Genomic DNA, 23,706 nt, shown 5'->3' on the forward strand with positions numbered 1-23,706 from the left:
CAGGGGAAGGTAATGGAGCGGGGCGTGCCCTCACCCCGGCCCTCTCCCTGGGGGAGAGCGGGAAGAGCGAGAGCCGTGCCTGGTTTGGCCCTCACCCCGGCCCTCTCCCCGAGGGAGAGGGGGAGGAGCGGGTGGGGTGCCTGGGTTTGTCCTCCCCCTGGCCCTCTCCCAGGCGGAGACGGAGCGTTCGAGGCACGGTCTTGACACTGTAGCGTGGAAAACGGCGCAGCCTTTTCCGCTGGGCCTCAGGTGCCAGGGGCTCTTTTCATAGCAAGAAAAGCCCGGGTGAAAAAAATCCCGGCTGGGCCGGGATTTCGGGGTGGGGCGAGGGGGGTTCCAACAGGATGTCAAAAATGCTCGAAGCATCCTCGCCCCGAACCCTCTCCCGGAGGAGAGGGGAGCTCAGGCGCGGGCGCCCTTACTTCTTCTCGGGCAGGGTGAAGGCCATCACATAGTCACCCTGCTTGGTGCCCAGCGAGCCATGGCCGCCGGCATAGACCAGCACGTACTGGCGACCGTCCTTGCCGGTGTAGGTCATGGGGGTGGTCTGACCACCGGCCGGCAGGCGGCCTTTCCACAGTTCCTTGCCGTTCTTCACGTCATAGGCACGCAGGTACTGGTCCAGGGTGCCGCTGAGGAAGGCCACGCCACCGGCGGTGGTGACGGTGCCGCCCAGGCTGGGCACGCCCATGGGCAGGGGCAGCGGAACCGGCGAGTTGTCGCGCACGGTGCCGTTCTTGTGCTTGTAGACCAGTTTGCCGGTGGTCAGGTCGAGACCTGCCACATAGCCCCAGGCGGGTGCCTGGCAAGGCAGGCCCAGCGGCGACAGGAAGGCCGACAGGATCACGCCGTAGGGCGCGCCCTTGTTGGGCTGGATGCCCTCGGTCTCGCTCTTGCGCGCCGGCTGGTTGGCAATCTCTTCACGCGGCACCAGCTTGGAGGTGAAGGCCATGTAGCTGGGGTTGAGGAAGGCGATCTGGCGCACCGGATCGACCGAGAGGCCGCCCCAGTCGAACACGCCGAAGTTGCCCGGGTAGACGATCGACCCTTGCGTGGACGGCGGGGTGTAGATGCCCTCGTAGCGGTGCTCGCGGAAGGCGATGCGGCACAGCGCCTGGTCGAAGGGCGTACCGCCCCACATGTCGCTTTCCTTGAGGGTCGGCGCGGCCAGGTTGATCGAGGAGACCGGCTGGGTCGGCGAGGTGTGGTCGCCTTCCACCGCGCCCTGGGGCACCGGGGTTTCCTTGATCGGGTAGATGGGCTGACCGTTGGTGCGGTCCAGCACATAGATGCTGCCCTGCTTGGTCGAGGCCATCAGCGCGGGTTTCACGCCGCCTTCGGTCTTGATGTCCACCAGGGTCGGCTGACCGCCCACGTCCATGTCCCAGAGGTCATGGTGGGTGAACTGGTAGTTCCAGCGCACCTTGCCGGTGGCGATGTCGAGGGCGACCACGCCGGCGCTGTACTTCTCGGAGGCCGGGGTACGGTCACCGCCCCACTGGTCGGGCATCTGGTTGCCCATGGGCAGATAGACCATGCCGATCTTTTCATCGACGGCCATCATCGACCACATGTTGGGCGAGTTGCGGGTGTAGATGCCATCGGCGGCGATGGGCGCGGTGGCGTCCGGATTGCCGCTGTCCCAGTTCCACACCAGCTTGCCGGTGTGCACGTCGTAGGCGCGGATCACGCCGGACGGCTCGTCGGTGGAGACGTTGTCGGTGACGTGGCCACCGATGATCACCAGGTTGCGGGTCACCGCCGGCGGCGAGGTGGAGTAGTAGCCGCCGGGCGTGAAGCTGCCCATGTTGGCGGTCAGGTCGACCTGGCCGTTGTCGCCGAAGTCGCTGCACACCTTGCCGGTGTCGGCGTTGATGGCGATCAGGCGGGTGTCGGCGGTGGGCAGGAACAGGCGGCGCGGGCAACTGCTGGCGGCCGGGGTGCTCTGCTCGTCGACCGGGACGGCACTGCCGGTAGCCGGGCTCTGGCCTGCGGTGGTGGTGCCGGCGTAGGTGGCGTCGTCGTGGTAGGCCACGCCGCGGCAGGTCATGTGCGCCCAGCCCTTGAAGCTGTCGGCGTGCTGGGTGCTCAGCTTGGGATCGAAGCGCCAGATTTCCTTGCCGCTGTCGGGGTCCACGGCGATCACCTGGCTGTGCGGCGTGCAGACATAGAGCTTGCCGTTGACCTTGAGCGGGGTGTTTTCCGCGGTGGTCTCCTGGGGATCGTTCGGGCCGGGGATGTCGCCGGTACGGAAGGTCCAGGCCGGTTGCAGCTCCTTCACGTTGTTGACGTCGATCTGCTTGAGCGGCGAGTAGCGATCACCGAACGCGGTGCGGCCATAGGACGGCCAGTCGCCATCGGCGGCGGTCGGGGCGGCGCTTTCGACGCCAGCGGTATCGCGGCCCAGGTCACCGTCCAGACGGTTGTAGTTGACGAACTGGGCGATCAGGGCGACGACCGCGGCGATTACCAGGGAGCCGACCAGCGGCAGGCCGCCGCTACGGCTGTCCAGCGGACGGCGGAACATCGGGATCAGCAGCACCAGGCCGAGGACGAACCAGAGCGCCAGGCGCGGCACCAGTTGCCACCAGTCGAACTGGACTTCCAGTACGGCCCAGGCGGTGGAGACCACCAGGAAGAAGGCATAGACCCAGACCCCGCTGGCCCGCCGGATGCACAGCAGGTAACCACTCAGGGCGAGCAGCACGCCGCCGCCGAGGTAATACAGGGAGCCCCCGAGGGTGGCCAGTTTGATGCCCAGCCCCAGCAGGGCGAGGCCCAGGAGGATGAACAGGATGCCGAGTAACCTGGCAGGCAGGCCTCCCGGTCTCGCGTTGGAAGTGACAGTCATGGCAGCGCTCGCAATGCAATCGTGAAAAGAGACTTCGACTCGATCGACGACATCGCAAATCGGAACCGCATGCGGATCTGTCGTCTGCTACGTCTGAACCTGTTGTCTGTCTTATTGTTCCACCCCTTCGCCGGCTTCCCTGGCAGGAAGCTAGAGCGGTCGCGCTGAGGCGAAGCGGGGGATGGATCGGGGGCGTCGTCTGAATCGGGCGGGTAGATAGTAAGCTAAGCATTGACTGATGTCACTTCGCGATGACGGAAGGAAGGGACCCGTGGCGCGCCGTGCCTGCTAACATCGCGAGCCGTTTCCGCGATGCCTCCTGCCATGTCCGACGTGCTTGCCCTGGTCCAGGCGACCTTCGACGTCACCGCTCCGGTCTTCGCCCTGGTGCTGCTGGGCTGCGTGCTCAGGCGACTGGGCTGGATCGACACCCCCTTCATCAACACCGCCTCGGCGCTGGTGTTTCGCGCCACCATGCCGACCCTGCTGTTTCTCGGCATCCTCAAGGCCGATCTCGGCGAGGCGCTGCAGCCGCTGCTGCTGGGCTATTTCGCCCTGGCCACGGTGGCGAGTTTCCTGGCCGCCTGGGGCTGGGCGATCTGGCGCTGTCCCCATGCCGATCGCGGGGTCTATGTGCAGGGCGCCTTCCGCGGCAACTGCGGCATCGTCGGCCTGGCCCTGGCGACGACCCAGTACGGCGACTATGGATTGTCGGTGGGCGGGATCATGGCCGGCATGGTCATCCTCTTCTACAACGTGCTTTCGGCCATCGTGCTGGCGATCTACAGTCCGCACCTGGAAGCCAACTGGCGCACCCTCCTGCGCAGCATCCTCGGCAATCCGCTGATCATCGGCATCCTGCTGGCGATTCCCTTCGCCTATTTCCAGTGGCAGCTGCCGCGCTGGCTGGACACCTCGGCGCGCTACTTCGCGGGTCTCACCCTGCCGCTGGCGCTGATGTGCATCGGCGCCACCCTGTCACTGACCTCGCTGCGCGAGAGCAGCGGCCTGGCGCTGGGCGCCAGCCTGTGGAAGATCGTCTGGATTCCGCTGCTGGGCGTGCTGGGCGCCCTGGCGCTGGGCATCCAGGGACCGGCACTGGGCATCCTCTTTCTCTACCTGGGGTGCCCGACGGCCGCCTCGAGCTTCGTCATGGCCCGCGCCGCCGGCAGCAATGCCCAGCTGGCGGCGACCATCGTGGTGCTCAGTACCCTCGGCGGGATGCTGACCACCAACCTGGGCCTGCTCCTGCTGAAAGCATTCAGCCTGCTGTAGGGCGCGCCGGCCAGACATCGGCGTTGTGAGAACGTTTATCGGTTGGCGCCAGCTAAAAGTCAGATTTGAGCGTAATAGTGCGACGTCGCCCGTCCCAGGTCGTCTTGCCCTCTCTATACTTATCGCACTATCTACTTGCGAGGAGAGCGGCTGCTCACTACCCAAGCCCTACGCGTGGTATCCATGAAACGCTCGCTCCAATTCAGCCACAAGATCCTGCTGGCGGCCGCCCTGGTGGTGACCATCGCCCTGGCCGGCTTCGCCAGCTTCAATGCCTATCTGCAGCGTCAGGCGATCACCCAGAGTCTCGAAGCTTCGCTGGGCGAGATCGGGCGCATTACCGCCGGCAACATCGCCTACTGGCTGGACGCGCGGGTCAAGCTGATCGACAGCCAGGCCCAGGCGCTCAGCCGCGACAGCAGCCCGGCCAACGTGGTGGGCCTGCTGGAAGAGAAGCTCTATACCAGCAACTTCGACTCCACCTACCTGGGTGAGGTCGACGGTACCTTCACCGACCGCCCCCATACCCCCATGGAGGCCGGCTACGACGCCCGCCAGCGCGACTGGTACAAGGCTGCGGTCAGCGCCGGCGGCCCCATCCTCACCGAGCCCTATCTCACCGCGCCGCCGCAGAGCTTCCTGTGCATCACCATCGCCGCGCCGGTCCTGCAGAACGGCAAGCTGATCGGCGTGGTGGCTGGCGACCTGGTGATGGACAGCCTGATGAAGATGATCACCTCGCTGGACGCCGGCGGTCTGGGCGAAGCCTTCCTGGTGGACGGTGACGGCAAGATCCTGGTCAGCAGCCACGCCGACCAGGTGCTGAAATCGCTCAAGGAGGTCTTCCCGGAGCAGACGCCGAGCCTGGCCCCCGGTTTCCATCACGTGCTGCAGAACGGCAGCGAGCGCCTGGTGAGCTTTACCCCGGTCGCGGGCCTGCCCTCGGTCAAGTGGTACCTGGCGCTGTCCATCGACCAGGCCAAGGCCTATGCCCCGGTGACCCAGGCACGCAACCTGGCCATCGTCGCCACCCTGGTGGCGGTGGTCGCCATCATCCTGCTGCTGGGCTTGCTGATCCGCGTGCTGCTGCGGCCGCTGCACGACCTGACCCGCGCCATGGACGACATCGCCGAAGGCGAGGGCGACCTGACCCGCCGCCTGCCGGTGCAGTCACGCGACGAATTCGGCGCCCTGGCGGAAGCCTTCAACCACTTCGTGGCGCGCATCCACACCTCGATCCGCGACGTGGCCCAGAGCACCGGCGAGCTGAATCAGGGCACGCGCCGGGTGCTGGAAGCCTCGCAGTCGTCCATGCAGCAGTCCGATATCCAGGCCCAGCGCACCACCAGCGTCGCCGCGGCGATCAACGAACTGGGCGCCGCCGCCCAGGAGATCGCCCGCAATGCCGCCCATGCCTCGGGCGAGGCCAGCACCGCCCGCGCTCAGGGTGAAGAGGGTCGCGAGGTGCTCGACGAGGCCCTGCACGCCATGCAGGCGCTGTCGGCCAAGATCGGCACCAGTTGCGAGCATATCGAGGCACTCAACGGCAAGACCGCCAACATCGGCCAGATCCTCGAAGTCATCCGTGGCATCTCCGAGCAGACCAACCTGCTGGCGCTCAATGCCGCCATCGAGGCGGCCCGCGCCGGTGAGGCCGGGCGCGGCTTCGCCGTGGTGGCCGACGAGGTGCGCTCCCTGGCCAGCCGCACCCAGAGTTCGGCGCAGCAGATCCAGCAGATGATCGAGGAACTGCAGACCGGCTCGCGCGACGCCGTGGCGCTGATGCAGGAAAGCCAGCGGCAGAGCGCCCACAGCATGCAGGTGGCCAAGAGCGCCGGCGAACGGCTGGGCAGCGTGACCGAGCGCATCGGCGAGATCGACGGCCAGAACCAGTCGGTGGCCACCGCGACCGAGGAACAGACCTCGGTGGTGGAGACCCTGAACATGGACATCAGCGAGATCAACCTGCTGAACCAGCAGGGCGTCGACAACCTCCAGGCCACCCTGGCGGCCTGTACCGCCCTGGAAGCCGAGGCCGGTCGCCTGCAGCGGCTGGTGGGTGGCTTCCGCATCTAGCGCGGGCCCCCGAAAAGAGGTTGCCGCTCCGCTCAAGTCGTAACGTACGTGCCCGATAACGAGTGACCGCCATGCCCTGAATCCGGCATGGCTCCACCCTGGCCACGGACGCAGACCTGTATGAAGCGACACCTGAAATTCAGCCACAAGATCCTGCTGGTCGCGGCGCTGGTGATCACCACCGCGTTGGCCGCTTCCGCCGGTTTCAATGCCTATCTGCAACGCCAGGCCATCGACCAGAGCCTGAGTGCCAACCTCGCGGAAACCGGCCGGGTCACCGCCGGCAACGTCGCCTACTGGCTGGATGCGCGGGTCAAGCTCATCGAAGGCGAAGCCCAGACCCTGGCACGCGATCGTTCGCCCGACGGCCTGGTCGGTCTGCTGGATCAGAAGATCTACACCGGTACCTTCGATTCCACCTACCTGGGCGAGGTGGACGGTACCTACACCACCCGTCCGCTGCGCACCCTGCCGGCCGGCTACGATCCACGCAAGCGACCCTGGTACGCGGCCGCCACCGCCGCCGGCGCCACGGTGCTGACCCCGCCCTATATCTTCGCCTCTTCCGGCCAGTTGGGCGTGACCATCGCCACCCCGCTGCAGCGCGACGGCCAACTGGCCGGTGTGGTGGCCGGCGACCTCAACCTCTCGGCGCTGGTGGAGATCATCACCTCGCTCAACGTCGGCGGCCTGGGCGAAGCCTTCCTGGTCGACGGCGACGGCAAGGTGCTGGTCAGCAGCCATCCCGAGCAGGTGCTCAAGACCCTCAAGGACGTCTTCCCCGAGCAGACGCCGTCCCTGCAGCCGGGCCTGCATGCCGTCACCCAGAATGGCAGCGAGCGCCTGGTGAGCTTCACCCCGGTCGCGGGCCTGCCCTCGGTCAAGTGGTACCTGGGCCTGTCCATCGACCAGGCCAAGGCCTATGCCCCGGTCATCCAGGCGCGCAACCTGGCCATCGTCGCCACCCTGGTGGCGGTGGTCGCCATCATCCTGTTGCTGGGCTTGCTGATCCGCGTGCTGCTGCGGCCGCTGCACGACCTGACCCGCGCCATGGCCGACATCGCCGAAGGCGAGGGCGATCTGACCCGCCGCCTGCCGGTGCAGGCCCGCGACGAATTCGGCGCCCTGGCCGAGGCCTTCAACAAGTTCGTGGCGCGCATCCACACCTCGATCCGCGACGTGGCCCAGAGTACCGGCGAGCTGAATCAGGGCACGCGCCGGGTGCTGGAGTCGTCGCAATCCTCCATGCAGCAGTCGGATCTGCAGGCCCAGCGCACCACCAGCGTGGCCGCCGCCATCAACGAACTGGGCGCCGCCGCCCAGGAGATCGCCCGCAATGCCGCCCATGCCTCGGGCGAGGCCAGCACCGCCCGCGCTCAGGGTGAAGAGGGTCGCGAGGTGCTCGACGAGGCCCTGCACGCCATGCAGGCGCTGTCGGCCAAGATCGGCACCAGTTGCGAGCATATCGAGGCACTCAACGGCAAGACCGCCAACATCGGCCAGATCCTCGAAGTCATCCGTGGCATCTCCGAGCAGACCAACCTGCTGGCGCTCAATGCCGCCATCGAGGCGGCCCGCGCCGGTGAGGCCGGGCGCGGCTTCGCCGTGGTGGCCGACGAGGTGCGCTCCCTGGCCAGCCGCACCCAGAGTTCGGCGCAGCAGATCCAGCAGATGATCGAGGAACTGCAGACCGGCTCGCGCGACGCCGTGGCGCTGATGCAGGAAAGCCAGCGGCAGAGCGCCCACAGCATGCAGGTGGCCAAGAGCGCCGGCGAACGGCTGGGCAGCGTGACCGAGCGCATCGGCGAGATCGACGGCCAGAACCAGTCGGTGGCCACCGCGACCGAGGAGCAGACCTCGGTGGTGGAGACCCTGAACATGGACATCAGCGAGATCAACCTGCTGAACCAGCAGGGTGTCGACAACCTCCAGGCCACCCTGGCGGCCTGTACCGCCCTGGAAGCCGAGGCCGGTCGCCTGCAGCGGCTGGTGGGCGGCTTCCGCATCTAGTCCGCGCGACAGGTCCTTGAAAAGGGAGCGCCGACGTCAGGTCGGCGCTCCCTTTTTGCTGTCCGACAGGTCAGCAAATCGCCCCCGGACACTGATTGGGCCTAGACCACTCGTCAGAAACAGTAAAACTGATTAGCGCGTGAACTTGCTCTGGCCTGCCGCTTTGCGCGGATCGCCCACTGCGCCTCGGCCCGACGACCGATCCGCGGTATCAAGAAAGCCTTTTTTCCCGCCGATGGGCTAGCTGTTACCGCCAGGTCTGGTGGAGGCCCTGCTCCGTCCGCGCTTCCCGCTCCTGGCACCGCCTAACCTACGGCGTGGCACCCTTTGCCACCAGGGGCTTCATGTTCAGCAGGCTGTGCAAATCCTCTCGCGTACGCTGGAGTCTCGGCGTCTTTCTGTTCGGCGTTCTGCTGACCAGCCTGACCATGCGCCATCTGACCGAGCGCAATGAACAGCAGCTGCGCAGCGCCCTGGACGACGTCGCCGATGACGTTCGCGATCAGGTGCTGGATCGGCTGCGCATCTACGAATACAGCCTGATCGGCATGCGTGATGTGGTGGTGGTCGCCGGCGGCAACCTGTCGCGCGAGCTGCTCGGCGATTACGGGCGGGTCCATGACCTGGGCCAGGAGTTTCGCGGTGCCCGTGGCGTCGGCTTCATTCGCCGTGTGCCTCAGGCCGACGAGGCCCGCTTTCTGCGTGAGGCCCGTGCCGACGGCTGGCCCAACTTCAGCATCCGCGCCTTCGCGCCGCACGACGGCGATCGCTACGTCGTCCAGTATCTCGAACCCGCCTGGCGCAATTTGAAGGCCATCGGCCTGGATACGGCCTCCGATCCCACCCGCCGCGAGGCCGCCGTGCTGGCCATGCGGCATGCCGACATCCACCTGACCGGTCCGTTGCAGCTGCAGGCCTCCCAGCCCCCGGAACCGGGCTTTCTGATGCTGCTGCCCATCTACCAGGGCGGGCAGGCGCCGGCCGATCCGATGGCCCGCGAGGCGGCGACCATCGGCTGGTCCTATGTGCCCCTGAGCATCGATGAGATGTTCGGCAGCATGCGCCTGAACATCCCGGGGCTGATCATCCGGCTGAGCGACGTGACCGTTCCCGAGGCCCCCAGCCTGTTCTATCGCCAGGGTGAGGAAGAGGAGCAGGGCGCCGAGGCGCCGACCGAGCGGCGGCTGGTGCAGGAGGTCTATGGCCGCCAATGGCAACTGGCGCTCACCGCCACCCCGACCTTCGTCGCCGCCCAGCACCTCGTCTCGGTGCCGCTGGTGCATCTGTTCGGCAAGCTGTTCAGCCTGCTGGCCGCCGGCCTCACCTTCGCCGTGATGACCACGCGCCAGCGGCGCCGTCAGTATCAGCAGGACCAGGCCAACCTCACCGCGGTGGTGGAAAGCTCGTCCGACGGCATCATCAGCAAGGACCTCCAGGGCGTGGTGCTGAGCTGGAACCACGCGGCGGAAGAGCTGTTCGGCTACAGCGCCAGCGAAGCCGTGGGCCAGCGCCTGCTCGACCTGGTGGTGCCCACCGAGCTGGAGCACGAGGAATGGTCGGTGCTCGCCCGCATCGGCCGCGGCGAGCCGGTGCCGCACTTCGAGACCCGTCGTCAGCACCGCGACGGCCGCCTCATCGATGTCCTGGTCAGCGTCTCGCCCATGCGCGGCCGTGACGGCCGGATCATCGGCGCCTCCAAGACGGTGCGCGACATCTCGCTGCAGAAGGCCGCCCAGGCCGAGATCCTGGCGCTCAATGCCCGGCTGGAAGAGCAGGTGGCCCAGCGCACCGTCGAACTCAGCCAGACCAACCGCCTGCTCGGCGACGTGCTGCGCGCGGCCTCCGAGGTGGGCATCATCGCCACCGACCACGAAGGTCGCATCACCCTGTTCAATGAAGGCGCCGAGCGCCTGCTGGGCTACCGCGCCGCCGAGGTGGTGGGGCTCTGGCAGGCCAGCGACTTCCATCTGCCGGAAGAGTTGGCGACTCAGGGCGCGGCCCTGGAAGCCGAATACGGGCTGCCGGTCGCCGGCTTCCGGGTGCTCGTGGAGCGCTCCGAACGCGCCGGTGCCGACGCCCGCGAGTGGACCTTCGTCCGGCGCGACGGCGAACACCGCGACGTCAGCCTGGTGGTGACCACCATGCGCGATGTCTCTGGCCAGGTCAGCGGCTATCTGGGCATCGCCTCCGATGTCACCGAGCGCAAGGCCGCCGAGCAGGAGCTGGCTGCCAGCCTCGCCCTGACCCGGGCGATCCTGGACACCGCGGTCAGCCCCATCGTCACCGTGGACAGCAATGGCCTGGTGCGCTCCTTCAACCCGGCCGGCGAACGCATCTTCGGCTATCGCGCGGCCGAGGTGATCGGTCAACCCGTCCGCCGGCTGATTCCCGGCTATCTGGCCGGCTACGAGGCGCTGTTCAGCTGCTCGCAGGCGGTGCCCGACGACAATTCCGCTCAACAGGGCCAGGAAATGGAGGGGCGCCGGGCGGACGGCAGTGTCTTCCCGATCACCCTGAGCCTGGGGGTGATGTGGACCGATGGCGAGCGCCTGGCGGTGGCCATCATCGCCGACATCACCGAACAGAGTCGCCAGCGCCAGGCGCTCGTGCAGACCCGCGATCAGCTGACCATGGCCGCCGACGTCGCCCAGCTCGGCATCTGGTGCTGGCAGCCCGACACCGGCCAGGTGCAGTGCAACGAGCGGATGTTCGATCTCTACGAATGGAACGAGGAGCAGCGCACTCGCGGCATCACCTACAACGACTGGCGCGACCGCGTGCACCCCGACGACCTGGGCAGCGCCGAAGAGCGCCTGGGCGCCGCCATGGCCGGACGCGCGGTGTTCGATCCGGTGTTCCGCATCCGCCGTCGGGATGGCTCGCTGCGGCACATCATCGCTGGCGCCCGCACCGAGCGCGATCCGCGCGGCCGGGTGCTGCGGGTGGTGGGCATCAACCGCGACATCACCGAACAGCTGGAGCTGGAACACCGGTTGCGCGAGGAGCGTACCCGCGCCGACCTGGCCAGCCAGGCCAAGTCGTCCTTCCTGGCCAACATGAGCCACGAGATCCGCACCCCGATGAACGCCGTGCTGGGCATGCTGCAACTGCTGCAGCGCACCACGCTCGATGCGCGCCAGGGCGACTACCTGACCAAGGCCCAGCAGGCGGCGCGTTCGCTGCTGGGGCTGCTCAACGACGTGCTGGACTATTCCAAGATCGAAGCCGGCAAGCTGCAGCTGGATGTCCATCCCTTCAGCCTGGAGCAGGTGCTGCGCAACCTGGGCGTGGTGCTCTCCGGCAACAGTGGCGAGAAGAACGTCGAGATCAACTACCACCTGGATGCCGGGCTGCCCACCGCCCTGATCGGCGACAGCCTGCGCCTGCAGCAGATCCTCATCAACCTGGCCGGTAACGCCCTCAAGTTCACCGAGGCGGGGCAGGTGCTGGTCAGCGTGCGCCAGCTGTCGCGGGACGGCGGCCAACTGCGCCTGGAATTCTCGGTGCAGGACACCGGCATCGGCATCAGCCCGGCCCAGCAGGAACAGCTGTTCCAGGGCTTCACCCAGGCCGAGGCCTCGATCAGCCGGCGCTTTGGCGGGACCGGGCTGGGCCTGGCCATCTGCAAGCGCCTGGTGGAGCTGATGGATGGCCAGTTGCAGGTGGAAAGCGAGCTGGGGGTGGGCAGCCGCTTCTGGTTCGATGCCGCTCTGGCGGTGGACAGCCAGGGCGAGACCCAACTGGCGCCGGTATGCCGGCGGGTGCTGCTGGCCGACGACAACACCCTGGTCGGCGAGGTGCTGGTGGAAACCCTGGCCGCCCTCGGCTGGCAGGTGGACCTGGTCACCAGCGGCGCCGCCGCCCTCGCGCGGGTCGTCCAGGCCCAGCAGCAGGCGCAGCCCTATGAGGCAGTGCTCATGGATTGGCGCATGCCTGACGGCGATGGCCTGCTGGCGGCCCGACAGCTGCGCGAGCGGCAGGCCGACAACCGACCCAAGGTCATCATGCTCACCGGCTTCGGCCGCGACTTCCTGTCCGAAACCCAGCAGAGCGCCGATGCGCCCTTCGACGACTACCTGACCAAGCCGGTGACCCCGGCGCAGATCGTCGAGGTGGTGGAGCGGGCCCTGGGCGCCGAGATCCCGGCCGGGGTGCACGCCGCCGCGGTGGTCGACGAGAGCCACCGGCTGGCCGGCCTGCGCCTGCTGGTGGTGGAAGACAATGCCCTCAACCGCCAGGTGGCCGCCGAGCTGCTGCTGGCCCAGGGCGCCCAGGTGGAACTGGCCGAGGGTGGACTGGAAGGCGTCGAGCGGGTGCTCTCCGGCGCGCCGCTGGACGTGGTCATCATGGACATGCAGATGCCCGACATCGATGGCCTGGAAGCCACCCGCCGCATCCGCGCCGACGGGCGTTTCCGTACCCTGCCGATCCTGGCGATGACCGCCAATGCCTCCCATACCGACCGCGACGCCTGCCTGGCCGCCGGCATGGACGACCATATCGGCAAGCCCATTGACCTGGAATTGCTGGTCGCCCGCCTGCAGCGCCTGACCGGCCAGGAGGTCAGCGTCGCGCCCGTTGCCGCGCCGGTCGGCGAGGATCGCCAGGTGGAACCCCTGAGCCTCGTCCTGCGCCGCTTCGGTGGCGATGCCCGGCTGTTCGGCTCGCTGCTGGAGCGCTTTGCCGAGGACTCCGTCAGCCTGCTGGAAGGACTCGCCCGAGCCTGGCACGCCGCCGACAGCGAGGCAGCGGTGGCCGTACTACACTCCCTCAAGGGCAGCGCCGGCACCATGGGTGCGCAGCGCCTGGCCGCGCGCGCCGCCGAGGGCGAACGCGCCGGCAAGGCCGGAGCGGGTGTCCCCCCGGAGGTGGCGATGGAACTGACGACCCTGCGACAGCTGCTCGACGAAGCCCTGGTCGAATTGCGCAGCGCCCTGGCCGAGCTCCTGCCACCGCCCGCCATTGCCGCAACCGCAAGCGCAACCCACACCGACCCCCAGGTCGACTGGCGCGCCCGCCTGGACGAACTCGAACAGCTGCTCAGCCAGGGCAATCTCGACGCCCTGGAACTGATCGCCGAGCTGCCCGTGCACTGTCGCGCCGAAGCTCAGGTGCGCTACGACCTCTTGCGCGCCCAGGTCGAGACCCTCGACTTCACCGCGGCGCTCATCACCCTGCCTGATCTGAAGGAAGCCCTATGACTCCGCCGACCGCGCAGGCCGCCGGACGCAGCAAGCCCAAGCTGCTGATCGTCGACGACCAACCGCTGAACATCCGCATCCTCCACGAACTCTTTCGCCAGGATTGCGAGACGCTGATGGCCACCAGCGGCGCCCAGGCCTTGCAACTGGCCCTGGCCCAGCAGCCGGATCTGATCCTGCTCGACGTGATGATGCCCCAGCTCGACGGCCACGAGGTCCTGCGGCGATTGCAGGCCGAGCCCGCCACGGCCGCCATCCCGGTGATCTTCGTCACCGGCCAGGAAGGCCCCGACGAAGAGGTGACCGGCCTGGAACTCGGCGCGGTGGACTTCATCAGCAAGCCGATCAATCCGGTCATCGTCCGCGCCCGGGTGCGCACCCAGCTGACCCTCAAGGCGCAGCGCGACGCCCTGCGCAGCATCGCCCTGGTCGATGGCCTCACCGGCGTCGCCAATCGCCGCCAGTTCGACGAAGCACTGCTGCGTGGCTGGCGCCAGAGTCAGCGCGAAGGCACGCCGTTTTCGCTGATCCTCATGGATATCGATCACTTCAAGGCCTACAACGACCACTATGGCCACCTGGCCGGCGACCAGTGCCTGCGCCAGGTCGCCCAGGCGCTGGGGCAGGGCCTGTTCCGTCCCTATGACCTGCTGGCGCGCTACGGTGGCGAGGAATTCGGCTGCCTGCTGCCCGGGACCGACCTGGAAGGCGCCACCCAGGTCGCCGAGCGGCTGCTGCAGCAGGTGCACGACCAGCGCCTGACCCACGGCTATTCCTCGGTGACCGGCTACGTCACCCTGAGTCTGGGCGTGGCCACCGCGCTACCGCCCACCGCCGTCGATCCGGCCGCCCTGATCACCGCCGCCGATGCCCAGCTCTATGCGGCCAAGCACCAGGGCCGCGCCCGGGTCTGTGCCGCGGAACTGGCTGGCTGAGGCCATCCTTCGTAAGGCCCGTTCGGGTAACGCCGGGTAACAGAGGTCCGGCCTTTATTCGCTGTCTAGTATGGTGTTTCAGAAGTTCGCGCAGGAATTGGCGAGTGCTTTTTGTTCATGGGCTAGGCGCCGGGACGAGTCATGGCAGGGCTATGGCGAGCAGGGGCAACGACGTCCAGGGATAAAAGGCGCCGGCAAAATTGCCTAGATAACTTTTGAAACACCACACTAGGCTGGGCGGCGAGGCGGCAGACTGTCAGACTGCGGGCAGGGATTCTGCCGCCGGTAATCTATGTACGCCTTCACGCAACGCCAGGCCATCTTGGCCAGCTGGATCATCGTCTTCACCGCGCTCTATCTGGTTCTCCCGCTCAAGCTCCTGCCCAGCCTGCTGGCCGGCCTGCTGGTGTACGAACTGGTCAACACCCTGGCCGGGCGCCTGCAGCGGCAAATGCCCGGCGGCGGCGCGCGCTGGCTCGCCGTGGCCCTGCTCGGCGCCCTGGTGGTGAGCCTGCTGACGCTGTTCTTCGTCTGGTTCACCAGCTTCATCATCCAGGAAGTCCAGAACCCCGGACGCCTGCTGGACAAGTTCATGGTGCTCACCGAGCGCGCCCGTGCCCAGTTGCCGCCTTCGCTGGATGCCTACCTGCCGGCCAACGCCGACAGCATGAAGCAGGAGCTGGTGGAATGGGTGCGCGCCCATGTGGCGCAACTGCAGCTGTTCGGTCGCGACGCGGCACGGACCTTCGTCATCGTGCTGATCGGCATGATCCTCGGTGCCATCGTTGCCCTGCAGCCCACCCCCGATCCCGAGCGCCTGCGCCCGCTGTCCGGCGCTTTGCTGGTGCGTCTCGGCCTGGTGGCCCAGGCCTTTCGCAACATCGTCTTCGCCCAGATCAAGATCTCGCTGCTCAACACCACCCTGACCGGCATCTTCCTGCTCGGCGTGTTGCCGCTGTTCGATGTCCATCTGCCGCTGGCCAAGACCCTGGTGATCCTCACCTTCATCCTTGGCCTGCTGCCGGTGATCGGCAACCTGATGTCCAACACCCTGATCTTCATCGCCGGCCTGTCGCTGTCGATCTGGGTCGCGGTGGCGGCGCTGGGCTACCTGATCGCCATCCACAAGCTGGAGTACTTCCTCAACGCCCGTATCGTCGGCGGCCAGATCAGCGCCCGTTCCTGGGAGTTGCTGGTGGCCATGCTGGTGTTCGAGGCGGCCTTCGGCCTGCCCGGGCTGGTGGCGGCGCCGGTGTACTACGCCTATCTCAAGAGCGAGTTGAGGGCGGAAGGGCTGGTTTGATGAGCGGTCAGATTCGCGTCCTGGCACTCTGCATCCTGCGTCAGGGCAAGCGCATCCTGGTGCGCGAGACGCAGGATCCGCAGGATGGCCGAAGCTTCTGTCGGCCCCTGGGTGGTGGCGTGGAATTCGGCGAAACCAGTCTGGCGGCCGTGCGGCGCGAGATGCGCGAGGAACTGGGCGTCGAACTGGCCGAGGTGAGGCTGCTGGGCACCCTGGAATCGCTGTTCAGCTACGCCGGGCGGCCGGGCCACGAGGTGGTGCTGGTCTACGCCGCCGAATTCGTTGATCGGCAGCTCTATGCGCAGACCGAGCTGCCTGGTCAGGAGAGCGATGGTGAGGCCTTCATGGCTACCTGGCGCTCGCTCGATTCCTTCGACGACAGCTGTCGGCTGGTACCCGAAGGCCTGCTGGCGCTTCTCGCCTGAAGCCGCGGCCCCTCACTGACGATCCAGATTCGCCCACATGCGTTGCCAGAAGGCACCGGCCTCCTCATTGATGGCGCGCCAGCGCTGCTCCAGGCGTTCGCGCTCGGGCGTGCCCAGGTCCTCCGGGCAGGCCAGGTAGCGGTCGGCGGCGGCCTGGGCCTCGGCCTGCAGGCGGCGCCATTCGCGCACGTCATCCAGCCAGCAGCGGCCGGTGATGGTTTCGTAGTACTCGTGGGCGATCGCGTCTTTGCTCATAGGGCGTTCCAGGTAGGGGATACAGCCCTAGACCGCGCCTTACGCCCGGGGTGCCCGTCTCGGCGGTCAAAGGAGTCCAGGAGGCCCATTCGCCGGGGGCGGCAGGCGTCCGCTGCTCTTCGAGCGCCAGGTGCTGGACAGCAGGAAGCCGCGTCGAGACGCGGCTTCCTGGCGTGCCAGACAGGACTTACTGCCGCGCCAGCACCGTGCTGCGACCGGCCTTGGGCGCGCCCGGCAGGGGGCTCAGCGCGCCGGTTTCCAGCCAGCGGCGCACGCGGGTGGCGTCGGCCATGTGGGTGAACTTGCCGAAGGCGTCCATCACCACGAAGGCCACCGGACGACCGGCCATCACGGTACGCATCACCAGGCAGTGACCGGCCTTGTCGGTGTAGCCGGTCTTGGTCAGCTGCACGCTCCAGTCGGCGTTGTAGACCAGGTGGTTGGTGTTGCGAAAGCCCAGCACATAGTTGGGGTTGTGGAAGGCCTGGGTCTTTTCCGGGGTGGTGCTGAGCTGGCCGAGCAGCGGATAGTGCTCGGTGGCCTTGAGCAGGGTGACCAGGTCACGCGCGGTGGAGACGTTCAGCGGCGACAGGCCGGTGGGTTCGGCGTAGCGGGTGTTTCTCATGCCCAGGGCGCGGGCCTTGGCATTCATGGCGGCGACGAAGGCCCGCTGGCCACCCGGATAGTGATGAGCGAGGCTGGTGGCGGCGCGGTTTTCCGAGGACATCAGCGCCAGTTGCAGCATGTCGCGCCGGGTCAGCTGGCTACCCAGGCGCACCCGCGAGAAGATGCCACGCATGGCCGGATTCTCGCTGATGTCGATGTCGATGGTCTGTTCCAGCGGCAGCCGGGCATCGAGCACCACCATGGCGGTCATCAGCTTGGTCACCGAAGCGATGGGGGCGACCTGGTCGGGATTCTGGGAAAAGAGTACCTGGTTGGTCTTGAGGTCGACGACCAGGGCGTGGTTCGAAGCCAGGCGCTGGGCGGTGGCGGCAGCCGCGGCCTTGACCTTCGGTGGGGTCTGGGCCAGGACGGCCGGACTCAGCCCGACCAAGCCAGCCAGCAACAGGCCAGCAAGTTGATGACAGATCTTCACGGTGGCAGCTCTCAAAAGGGGGGCGGGGTTAGAACAACCGCGAACGGCAATGCCCCTTGCAGATCAAGGACATTGCTCAGAGATTTCACGTCTTTTATCACCCGGAATGTCGGCTGGGAATCCGACAAGGCAGCTTTTTACACAGCGCGCTGGCAAAAAGTCACAATAAGTTGCATATGGGCGACGGACGGCGGGGATGGCGGAGCGAAAGGGCGCCCGAGAGGCCTCGGACGCCTTGCCTTTCAGTCGTGGGCTTCCTGGGCGGTGGGGCCGAGCATGCTGCCGGTGACCAGGTAGCGTTCGTGCCAGGCCAGAGCCTCGGGCAGCAGGTGCGGGGTGTGCTTGCCGTGGCTGCCGGCCAGGGCGCGTTCGAAATAATCTTCCAGCGCCGGACGAAAGCTCGGGTGCACGCAGTGCTCCAGGATGGCCCGGGCGCGCTGCTTGGGGCTGAGCATGCGCAGGTCGGCCAGGCCCTGGTCGGTAACGATCACCGAGACATCGTGCTCGGTGTGATCGACGTGACTGACCATGGGCACCAGGGTCGAGATCAGCCCATTCTTGGCCATGCTCGGCGCCATGAACACCGACAGATAGGCGTTGCGGGCAAAGTCGCCGGAGCCGCCGATGCCGTTCATCATCCCGGTGCCCATCTGGTGGGTGGAGTTGACGTTGCCATAGAGGTCGGCTTCGAGCATGCCGTTCAGGGCGATGCAGCCTAGCCGCCGCACCAGTTCCGGATGATTGCTCACGCCCTGCTGGCGCAGGATGATGCGCTGGCGCAGCGACTCGGCGTGCTCGACGAAGCGCTCGATGCCCGCCGGACTCAGGGAAAAGGAGGTGGCCGAGGCCAGCTCCATCTTGCCGCTGATGAGCAGCTCCAGCATGCCGTCCTGGATCACCTCGGTGAAGGCGGTCAGCCCCGCGAACTCGCTCTCGGCCAGACCCTGCATGAAGGCGTTGGCGATGTTGCCGACCCCCGACTGGATGGGCAGCAGATTGGCCGGGATACGTCCCTGGCGTACCTCGAAGCGCAGAAAGTCCAGCAGGTGCGCGGCGATGGCCTGGGAGGCGGCGTCCGGGGCCTTGAACGGACTGTTGCGGTCGGGGGCATCGGTCTCCACCACGGCCACCACCTTGTCCAGTGGCACTTCCAGATAGGGCGAGCCGATGCGGTCGCCGGGGTGCGCCAGGGGGATGGGCGTGCGGTGGGGCGGCAGGGCGCCGTCGGTGTAGATGTCGTGCATGCCGTCCAGGGCGTCGGGCTGCCAGCGATTGACCTCGAGGATCACCGCATCGGCCATGTCCAGCCAGGTCTTGTTGTTGCCCACCGAAGAGGAGGGCACCAGCAGACCGTCTTCGCGAATGGCGGCGATCTCCACCACCGCCACGTCGATCTTGCCGAAGAAGCCATAGCGCACCTTTTCCGCCAGCTGGCCCAGGTGGATGTCCATGTACTCCAGGCCACCGGCGTTGATGCGACTGCGCAACTCCGGATCGGACTGGAAGGGCACCCGCAACTCGATGCCATCGACCCGCGCCAGGGCGCCGTCCAGCTCCGGTGCGGTGGACGCGCCGGTCAGCACCTTGATGCGAAAGGGCTCGCCGGCGCCGTGGCTGGCGGTGATACGCTGGGCCAGGGCGCCCGGCACGGCCTTGGGGTAACCGGCCCCGGTGAAGCCGCTCATGCCCACGGTCATGCCGTGACGAATGAACTGCGCGGCCTGCTCGGCGCTCTGGCGCTTGGCGGCGAAACCGGGATGGCGAATACGGTGGGACATGACGACCTCTGCGGGTGTTATCGAAAGCACACTAAGAATGTGGATTCTACGCCGAAGGGATGCTTAGGTCCCTAAGCAAAAGGTCGGGTGGGCGGGGAAATCTTTGGGAGTGGGGCGTAGGTTGGGTTCGGTAGGTTGGGTTGAGCGCAGCGAAGCCCAACGGTGCCTGGTCATCCCAAACATCGGCATTCGTAGGTTGGTGCTGAGCGTAGCGAAGCCCAGCCTATGGTACTCCGCCCGGGCCTCGGCCTCACACCACCATCATGATCCACGGCACCCCGATCCCCAGCAGCACCAGCAGGAACAGCGCGCCGAAAATGGTCCCCAGTCGCCAGTAGTCGGCGCTGGGCAGGTAGCCGCTGCCGTAGTACACCGGGCTCGGCCCGGTGCCGTAGGGCGTGATGATGCCCATCAGCCCCAGCGAGGTGCCCAGCAGCAGGGCGAATACCGGCAGGTCGATGCCGGGGATGCCCATGCCGGCGGCCAGCATCACCGGCAGCAGCGCCGTGGTGTGGGCGGTGGAGCTGGCGAACAGGTAGTGGGCGAGATAGAAGACCGCCACCAGCACCACCATGGCGGTACCGGCATGGAAGCCGCCCAGGTGGCCGGCGACCCACTGGCCGAACCAGGCGACGAAGCCGACCCGGGTCAGGCCGTCGGCCAGGGCTACCAGGGTGGCGAACCAGGCGAAGGTGTTCCAGGCGGCCTTGTTGCCCAGGGCATCGTTCCAGGTGATGACCTTCAGCAGCAGCATCAGCACGATCACCAGGATGCCCACCAGCGCCGGATCGGCCCAGGCGGCACCAAAGATCCACAGCGCCAGGGCACCGATCACCAGGGCCAGTAGCAGCTTTTCATCGCGGGTCAGCGGGCCGAGTGCGGCCAGTTCCTTGGCCGCCCACAGCGGCACCTGGTCGTTGCGCTTGATCTCCGGCGGATACAGCCAGTAGGCCAGCAGCGGCAGCAGGGCCAGCAGCAGGATGCCCATGGGCGCGGCGGCGATGAACCACTGGCCCCAGCTGATGTGCACCTGGGCGGTCTTCTCGATCAGCGCGGCGGCCAGCAGATTGGGGGCGAGGGCAGTGAGGAACAGGGTGCTGGTGACGCAGGTGGAGGAGATCGCCACCCACATCAGGTAGGAACCGATGCGCCGGGCGCTGGGGTCGTTGGGCTTGGAATCGTAGAGCAGCGGCAGGTTGCGGATCACCGGGTAGACGGTGCCGCCGCTGCGCGCGGTGTTGGACGGGGTGAAGGGTGCGAGGGCCAGATCGGCCAGCATCACCGCGTAGCCCAGGGTCAGGGTGCGCCGGCCCATGGCCTTGACCAGCAGCAGGGCGATGCGTCGCCCGAGCCCGGTCTTCTCGTAGCCCAGGGCGAACATGAAGGCGCTGAAGATCAGCCAGACGGTGTTGTTGGAAAAGCCCGCCAGACCCCATTTCAGCGCCTCCTGGGGGGCGCGAAAGCCCGGTGTTGCCAGCTGCGCCGGACTGAACAGCACCCAGGGCGCCAGCAGCGCCGCCACGGCCACCCCGATCAGGCCGACCACTGCGCCGGGCAGGGGTTCGAGGATCAGTCCCACCACCACGCCGGCGAAGAGGGCGAAGTACAGCCAGGCATGAGCGGGCAGGCCCTCCGGTGCCGGCAGCAGCGCCAGCAGTCCGGTGACGGCGAGGGGCAGCAGGAATTTCCAGGTGGTACGCATCGGGTGCTCGCAGATTCCGGTGGTCTCGGGAAACCGGCCTGGGCCGGGATGGCTGACGGTACTGTGCCAGAGGGCTGCGCGGTCAGCGGCAGCCAGCTTTGCAAAGGCCGGGCTGCTTTCCCAGCGCTCTGGCCGTGGTCATTCGTCGCAGTCCTGCGGTCTTAGGTTCCCTGAGGGCATTCTTTCGCTATCGAGAATGACTTGCAACAACGCGAAGACGCCGGTCGTTGCCGATTGCGCCCGTCGTTCACCTCGGCGAACAATCGGACTTTCCGCCAACCCTGACAACACGAGGATGACCGCCATGAAGTACCGCCTGGGAGAACACCGTGTCGACGCCCATCCGCACAGCTGGGTCGCGCCTACCGCTGCGGTGATCGGCAAGGTACGCCTGGAAGAGGGCGCCAGCGTCTGGTTCGGCGCGGTGTTGCGTGGCGACAACGAGCTGATCCATATCGGCCCGGACAGCAATGTGCAGGACGGCGCCGTGCTGCACACTGATCCCGGCTCGCCGCTGACCCTGGGGCGTGGCGTCACCGTCGGCCACCAGGCCATGCTGCATGGCTGCGAGATCGGCGACGGCAGCCTGATCGGCATCCACGCCGTGGTGCTCAACGGCGCCCGCATCGGGCGCAACTGCCTGGTGGGCGCCAATGCCCTGGTCACCGAGAACGCGGTGATTCCCGACGGCTCTCTCGTGCTCGGTTCGCCGGCCAAGGTGGTGCGCACCCTGAGCGAGGCTCAGCAGGCGCAGCTGGCGGCCAACGCCCAGGTCTATGTGGCCAATGCGCGGCGCTATCTGGAAGAGTTGTTCGAGCAGGGGGAGTAGGGCGATCGGGAGCCGCGCCCCGCGCTGGATGACCTTCTGCCTCCGAGCAAGGGCTGGGATGAGGGGAAAGCCGCTTCGGTCCGTTGGGCTTCGCTACGCTCAGCCCAACCTACAAGGCAGGTAGCGCCCTGGCCGAAGCCGTAGCGTGGAAAACGGCGCAGCCTTTTCCACCTGAAGAGTTGTTGCCAGACGTGCCCTCACCCCAACCCTCTCCCGGAAGGAGAGGGGGCTGTCCGAGCAAGCGTTTGGGTCTAACGGTCCAGATGGGCCGCGATCCGTTGTCGCCCGGCTATCCGTTAGCGCAGAGCCACCCCCTCTCCCCTTGGGAGAGGGCTGGGGTGAGGGAAAAGCCGCGACGGTCCGTTGGGCTTCGCTGCGTTCAACCCAACCTACAAGGCAGGCAAAGCGCCCCGGCCGAAGCCGTAGCGTGGAAAACGGCGCAGCCTTTTCCACCTAAAGAGTTGTTGCCAGGCGCGCCCTCACCCCAACCCTCTCCCGGAGGGAGAGGGGGCTGTCCGAGCGAACGTTCGTGTGCAGCGCCAAAGGCAGATTCGCGATTCATTGTCGCCAGGCTATCCGTTAGCGCAGAGCCACCCCCTCTCCCCTTGGGAGAGGGCTGGGGTGAGGGAAAAGCCGCGCCGGTCTATTGGGCTTCGCCGCGCTCAACCTAATACCGGCTGCGTAGCGTGGAAAACGGCGCAGCCTTTTCCACCTGAAGATTTGTTGCCAGGCGTGCCCTTACCCCAACCCTCTCCCGGAGGGAGAGGGGGCTGTCCGAGCGAACGTTCGTGTGCAGCGCCAAAGGCGAATTCGCGATTCATTGTCGCCAGGCTATCCGCTAGCGCGGAACCACTCCCTCTTCCTGTGGGGGAGGGAAGGCTAGGAACTGATCGCGGCCATGGGCCGCTCCTACAGGTGTTTCCCGGTATGTAGGAGCGGTCGCTACGGCGCACCGGCATGGCCGCGATGAGCATCTACCTCACGGCTTCTCGAACCGATAGAACAGATTGGGCTCGCTGACCACGTACAGCCGGCCCTGGTCGTCCATGGCGACGCCTTCCGCCTGGGGCACGCTGCGGCTCAGGCCGTGCTGGCCGCGCAGCAGCGACAGCGAGCTGATCGGCTTGCCGTCGTCGTCCAGTTCCAGCACCAGGCGCGACTGATCCGAGAGCGCCAGCAGGTGGCCGGTGCCGGGGTCGAATTGCAGGCTGGAGAGATCGCGCACGAAAAGGCGGCGATCACGCTGTGGATCCGTGCGCAGCGACAGCGCCTGCAGGCCTTCGAAGGCTTCGCTGCCCAGGCCGTCGATCTCGTAGATGCGTACCGGATCGCTTTCCTTGGCGACGAAGAAGCGCTCGCGGGCCGCGTCATAGGCCAGGCCTTCGTTGCCGCGGTTGTCGCTTTGCACATCGCTGAGGCTGAAGGGGTGGCTGACCTGGCGGTCGTCGACGTCCACCACCCGGGTGTCGGCGCCGATCCGTACCCGCACCAGGCGCTGGCGGCGCTCTTCGCTGATCATGTAGACACCTGGCTCGATGTACTCGATGGCTTCCGGATCGCTGAAGCCCCTGAGCTCCACCTGGCGCAGCAGCCGGCCATCCAGGTCCAGTTCGAGAAAGCGCGCCGGCTTGTTGGTGACACTGACCAGGGTGCGGCGATCCGGATCGAAGCTCAGTGCCGAGACATCGGTGATGCCCTCGCCAATGGGGCGGGCTTCGACGGTGACCCGGTAGCTCGGCAGCCACAGCGAGCGGGCCTGGCGGCTCTCGGCCTGAAGCTGGTTCTGGACGTTGAACAGGAGCCGCTCGAATAGCCGGTGCTGCTGGGCCACCAGGGTTAGGGCCAGCAGCAGGGCGCCGCTCAGCAAGGCGCCCAGGGTGCGAGGGGAAAACAGCGGAAACATCGACAGGGTCCTGAGGCGGTAATGCCGCGCAGCCTAAGGGCGCCACCCTGAATTCAAGCTGAAT

General features: G+C 67.0%; 14 protein-coding genes and 2 pseudogenes. 10 read left to right on the forward strand and 6 right to left on the reverse strand.

Features of this window, described 5'->3' with window-relative positions; translation table 11 throughout:
- Positions 1–418 precede the first annotated feature (418 nt).
- Positions 419–2,851 carry a glucose/quinate/shikimate family membrane-bound PQQ-dependent dehydrogenase gene (locus QE444_RS05635; protein ID WP_309737516.1) on the reverse strand — a complete coding sequence of 811 codons (2,433 nt, stop codon included), beginning with the start codon at positions 2,849–2,851 and terminating at the stop codon, positions 419–421.
- 333 nt (positions 2,852–3,184) lie between these two features.
- Between QE444_RS05635 and QE444_RS05640 the strand changes: the two genes are divergently transcribed.
- From QE444_RS05640 to QE444_RS05670, 9 genes and pseudogenes are all read left to right on the forward strand, one after another.
- Positions 3,185–4,126: an AEC family transporter gene (locus tag QE444_RS05640; RefSeq protein WP_405046460.1), complete on the forward strand. Its 942-nt coding sequence runs from the start codon at positions 3,185–3,187 to the stop codon at positions 4,124–4,126.
- A gap of 183 nt (positions 4,127–4,309) precedes the next feature.
- A pseudogene (locus QE444_RS23525) lies at positions 4,310–5,344 on the forward strand (cache domain-containing protein); the annotation flags it as partial.
- A 93-nt stretch (positions 5,345–5,437) separates the two neighbouring features.
- Positions 5,438–6,202 (forward strand): methyl-accepting chemotaxis protein, encoded by a 765-nt coding sequence (locus tag QE444_RS23530; RefSeq protein ID WP_405046461.1) that lies wholly within the window; start codon positions 5,438–5,440, stop codon positions 6,200–6,202.
- 120 nt (positions 6,203–6,322) lie between these two features.
- Positions 6,323–7,354 (forward strand): annotated as a pseudogene (locus tag QE444_RS23535) (cache domain-containing protein); the annotation flags it as partial.
- 93 nt (positions 7,355–7,447) lie between these two features.
- Positions 7,448–8,212: a methyl-accepting chemotaxis protein gene (locus QE444_RS23540; RefSeq protein ID WP_374941207.1), complete on the forward strand. Its 765-nt coding sequence runs from the start codon at positions 7,448–7,450 to the stop codon at positions 8,210–8,212.
- A 344-nt stretch (positions 8,213–8,556) separates the two neighbouring features.
- Positions 8,557–13,413 (forward strand): PAS domain S-box protein, encoded by a 4,857-nt coding sequence (locus tag QE444_RS05655; RefSeq protein WP_309737519.1) that lies wholly within the window; start codon positions 8,557–8,559, stop codon positions 13,411–13,413.
- Positions 13,410–14,348: a diguanylate cyclase domain-containing protein gene (locus tag QE444_RS05660; protein WP_273807146.1), complete on the forward strand. Its 939-nt coding sequence runs from the start codon at positions 13,410–13,412 to the stop codon at positions 14,346–14,348. The genes QE444_RS05655 and QE444_RS05660 overlap by 4 nt, the downstream gene beginning before the upstream one ends.
- A gap of 292 nt (positions 14,349–14,640) precedes the next feature.
- Complete coding sequence (locus QE444_RS05665; protein ID WP_133862255.1) at positions 14,641–15,651, forward strand: AI-2E family transporter; 1,011 nt, start codon at positions 14,641–14,643, stop codon at positions 15,649–15,651.
- Positions 15,651–16,076: an NUDIX hydrolase gene (locus QE444_RS05670; RefSeq protein WP_280311095.1), complete on the forward strand. Its 426-nt coding sequence runs from the start codon at positions 15,651–15,653 to the stop codon at positions 16,074–16,076. Before QE444_RS05665 ends, QE444_RS05670 begins: the two co-directional genes overlap by 1 nt.
- A gap of 12 nt (positions 16,077–16,088) precedes the next feature.
- On the opposite strand, the gene QE444_RS05675 is transcribed toward QE444_RS05670, so the two are convergent.
- The 4 genes from QE444_RS05675 to QE444_RS05690 form a co-directional block, all read right to left on the reverse strand.
- On the reverse strand, positions 16,089–16,331 hold the full coding sequence (locus QE444_RS05675; protein WP_133862253.1) for a hypothetical protein: 243 nt from the start codon (positions 16,329–16,331) through the stop codon (positions 16,089–16,091).
- Positions 16,332–16,518: 187 nt separating this feature from the next.
- On the reverse strand, positions 16,519–17,430 hold the full coding sequence (gene pbpG, locus QE444_RS05680; RefSeq protein WP_037006760.1) for a D-alanyl-D-alanine endopeptidase: 912 nt from the start codon (positions 17,428–17,430) through the stop codon (positions 16,519–16,521).
- Between the two features lie 242 nt (positions 17,431–17,672).
- The gene (locus tag QE444_RS05685) at positions 17,673–19,208 is read right to left on the reverse strand and encodes an acetyl-CoA hydrolase/transferase family protein (RefSeq protein WP_309737521.1); all 1,536 of its coding nucleotides are present in this window, start codon (positions 19,206–19,208) and stop codon (positions 17,673–17,675) included.
- A 250-nt stretch (positions 19,209–19,458) separates the two neighbouring features.
- Positions 19,459–20,910: an anion permease gene (locus tag QE444_RS05690; RefSeq protein WP_133862251.1), complete on the reverse strand. Its 1,452-nt coding sequence runs from the start codon at positions 20,908–20,910 to the stop codon at positions 19,459–19,461.
- A 304-nt stretch (positions 20,911–21,214) separates the two neighbouring features.
- On the opposite strand from QE444_RS05690, the gene QE444_RS05695 reads away from it, so the two are divergent.
- The gene (locus tag QE444_RS05695) at positions 21,215–21,739 is read left to right on the forward strand and encodes a gamma carbonic anhydrase family protein (RefSeq protein WP_187981057.1); all 525 of its coding nucleotides are present in this window, start codon (positions 21,215–21,217) and stop codon (positions 21,737–21,739) included.
- Positions 21,740–22,718: 979 nt separating this feature from the next.
- Here QE444_RS05695 and QE444_RS05700 read toward each other — a convergent pair.
- The gene (locus QE444_RS05700) at positions 22,719–23,642 is read right to left on the reverse strand and encodes an SdiA-regulated domain-containing protein (RefSeq protein WP_309737522.1); all 924 of its coding nucleotides are present in this window, start codon (positions 23,640–23,642) and stop codon (positions 22,719–22,721) included.
- Positions 23,643–23,706: the final 64 nt, after the last annotated feature.

This window comes from Pseudomonas sp. SORGH_AS_0199 (assembly GCF_031453735.1).
In the GTDB taxonomy this organism is placed as follows: domain Bacteria; phylum Pseudomonadota; class Gammaproteobacteria; order Pseudomonadales; family Pseudomonadaceae; genus Chryseomonas; species Chryseomonas aestiva.

Excerpts from the sequence above, each read along its gene's own strand:
- QE444_RS05670 (WP_280311095.1), top strand. The coding sequence starts at position 15,651 with ATGAGCGGTCAGATTCGCGTCCTGGCACTCTGCATCCTGCGTCAGGGC.
- QE444_RS05685 (WP_309737521.1), bottom strand. The coding sequence starts at position 19,208 with ATGTCCCACCGTATTCGCCATCCCGGTTTCGCCGCCAAGCGCCAGAGC.
- QE444_RS05660 (WP_273807146.1), top strand. The coding sequence starts at position 13,410 with ATGACTCCGCCGACCGCGCAGGCCGCCGGACGCAGCAAGCCCAAGCTG.
- QE444_RS05655 (WP_309737519.1), top strand. The coding sequence starts at position 8,557 with ATGTTCAGCAGGCTGTGCAAATCCTCTCGCGTACGCTGGAGTCTCGGC.
- QE444_RS05700 (WP_309737522.1), bottom strand. The coding sequence starts at position 23,642 with ATGTTTCCGCTGTTTTCCCCTCGCACCCTGGGCGCCTTGCTGAGCGGC.
- QE444_RS23540 (WP_374941207.1), top strand. The coding sequence starts at position 7,448 with ATGCAGCAGTCGGATCTGCAGGCCCAGCGCACCACCAGCGTGGCCGCC.
- QE444_RS05690 (WP_133862251.1), bottom strand. The coding sequence starts at position 20,910 with ATGCGTACCACCTGGAAATTCCTGCTGCCCCTCGCCGTCACCGGACTG.
- QE444_RS23530 (WP_405046461.1), top strand. The coding sequence starts at position 5,438 with ATGCAGCAGTCCGATATCCAGGCCCAGCGCACCACCAGCGTCGCCGCG.
- QE444_RS05675 (WP_133862253.1), bottom strand. The coding sequence starts at position 16,331 with ATGAGCAAAGACGCGATCGCCCACGAGTACTACGAAACCATCACCGGC.
- QE444_RS05635 (WP_309737516.1), bottom strand. The coding sequence starts at position 2,851 with ATGACTGTCACTTCCAACGCGAGACCGGGAGGCCTGCCTGCCAGGTTA.
- QE444_RS05695 (WP_187981057.1), top strand. The coding sequence starts at position 21,215 with ATGAAGTACCGCCTGGGAGAACACCGTGTCGACGCCCATCCGCACAGC.
- QE444_RS05665 (WP_133862255.1), top strand. The coding sequence starts at position 14,641 with ATGTACGCCTTCACGCAACGCCAGGCCATCTTGGCCAGCTGGATCATC.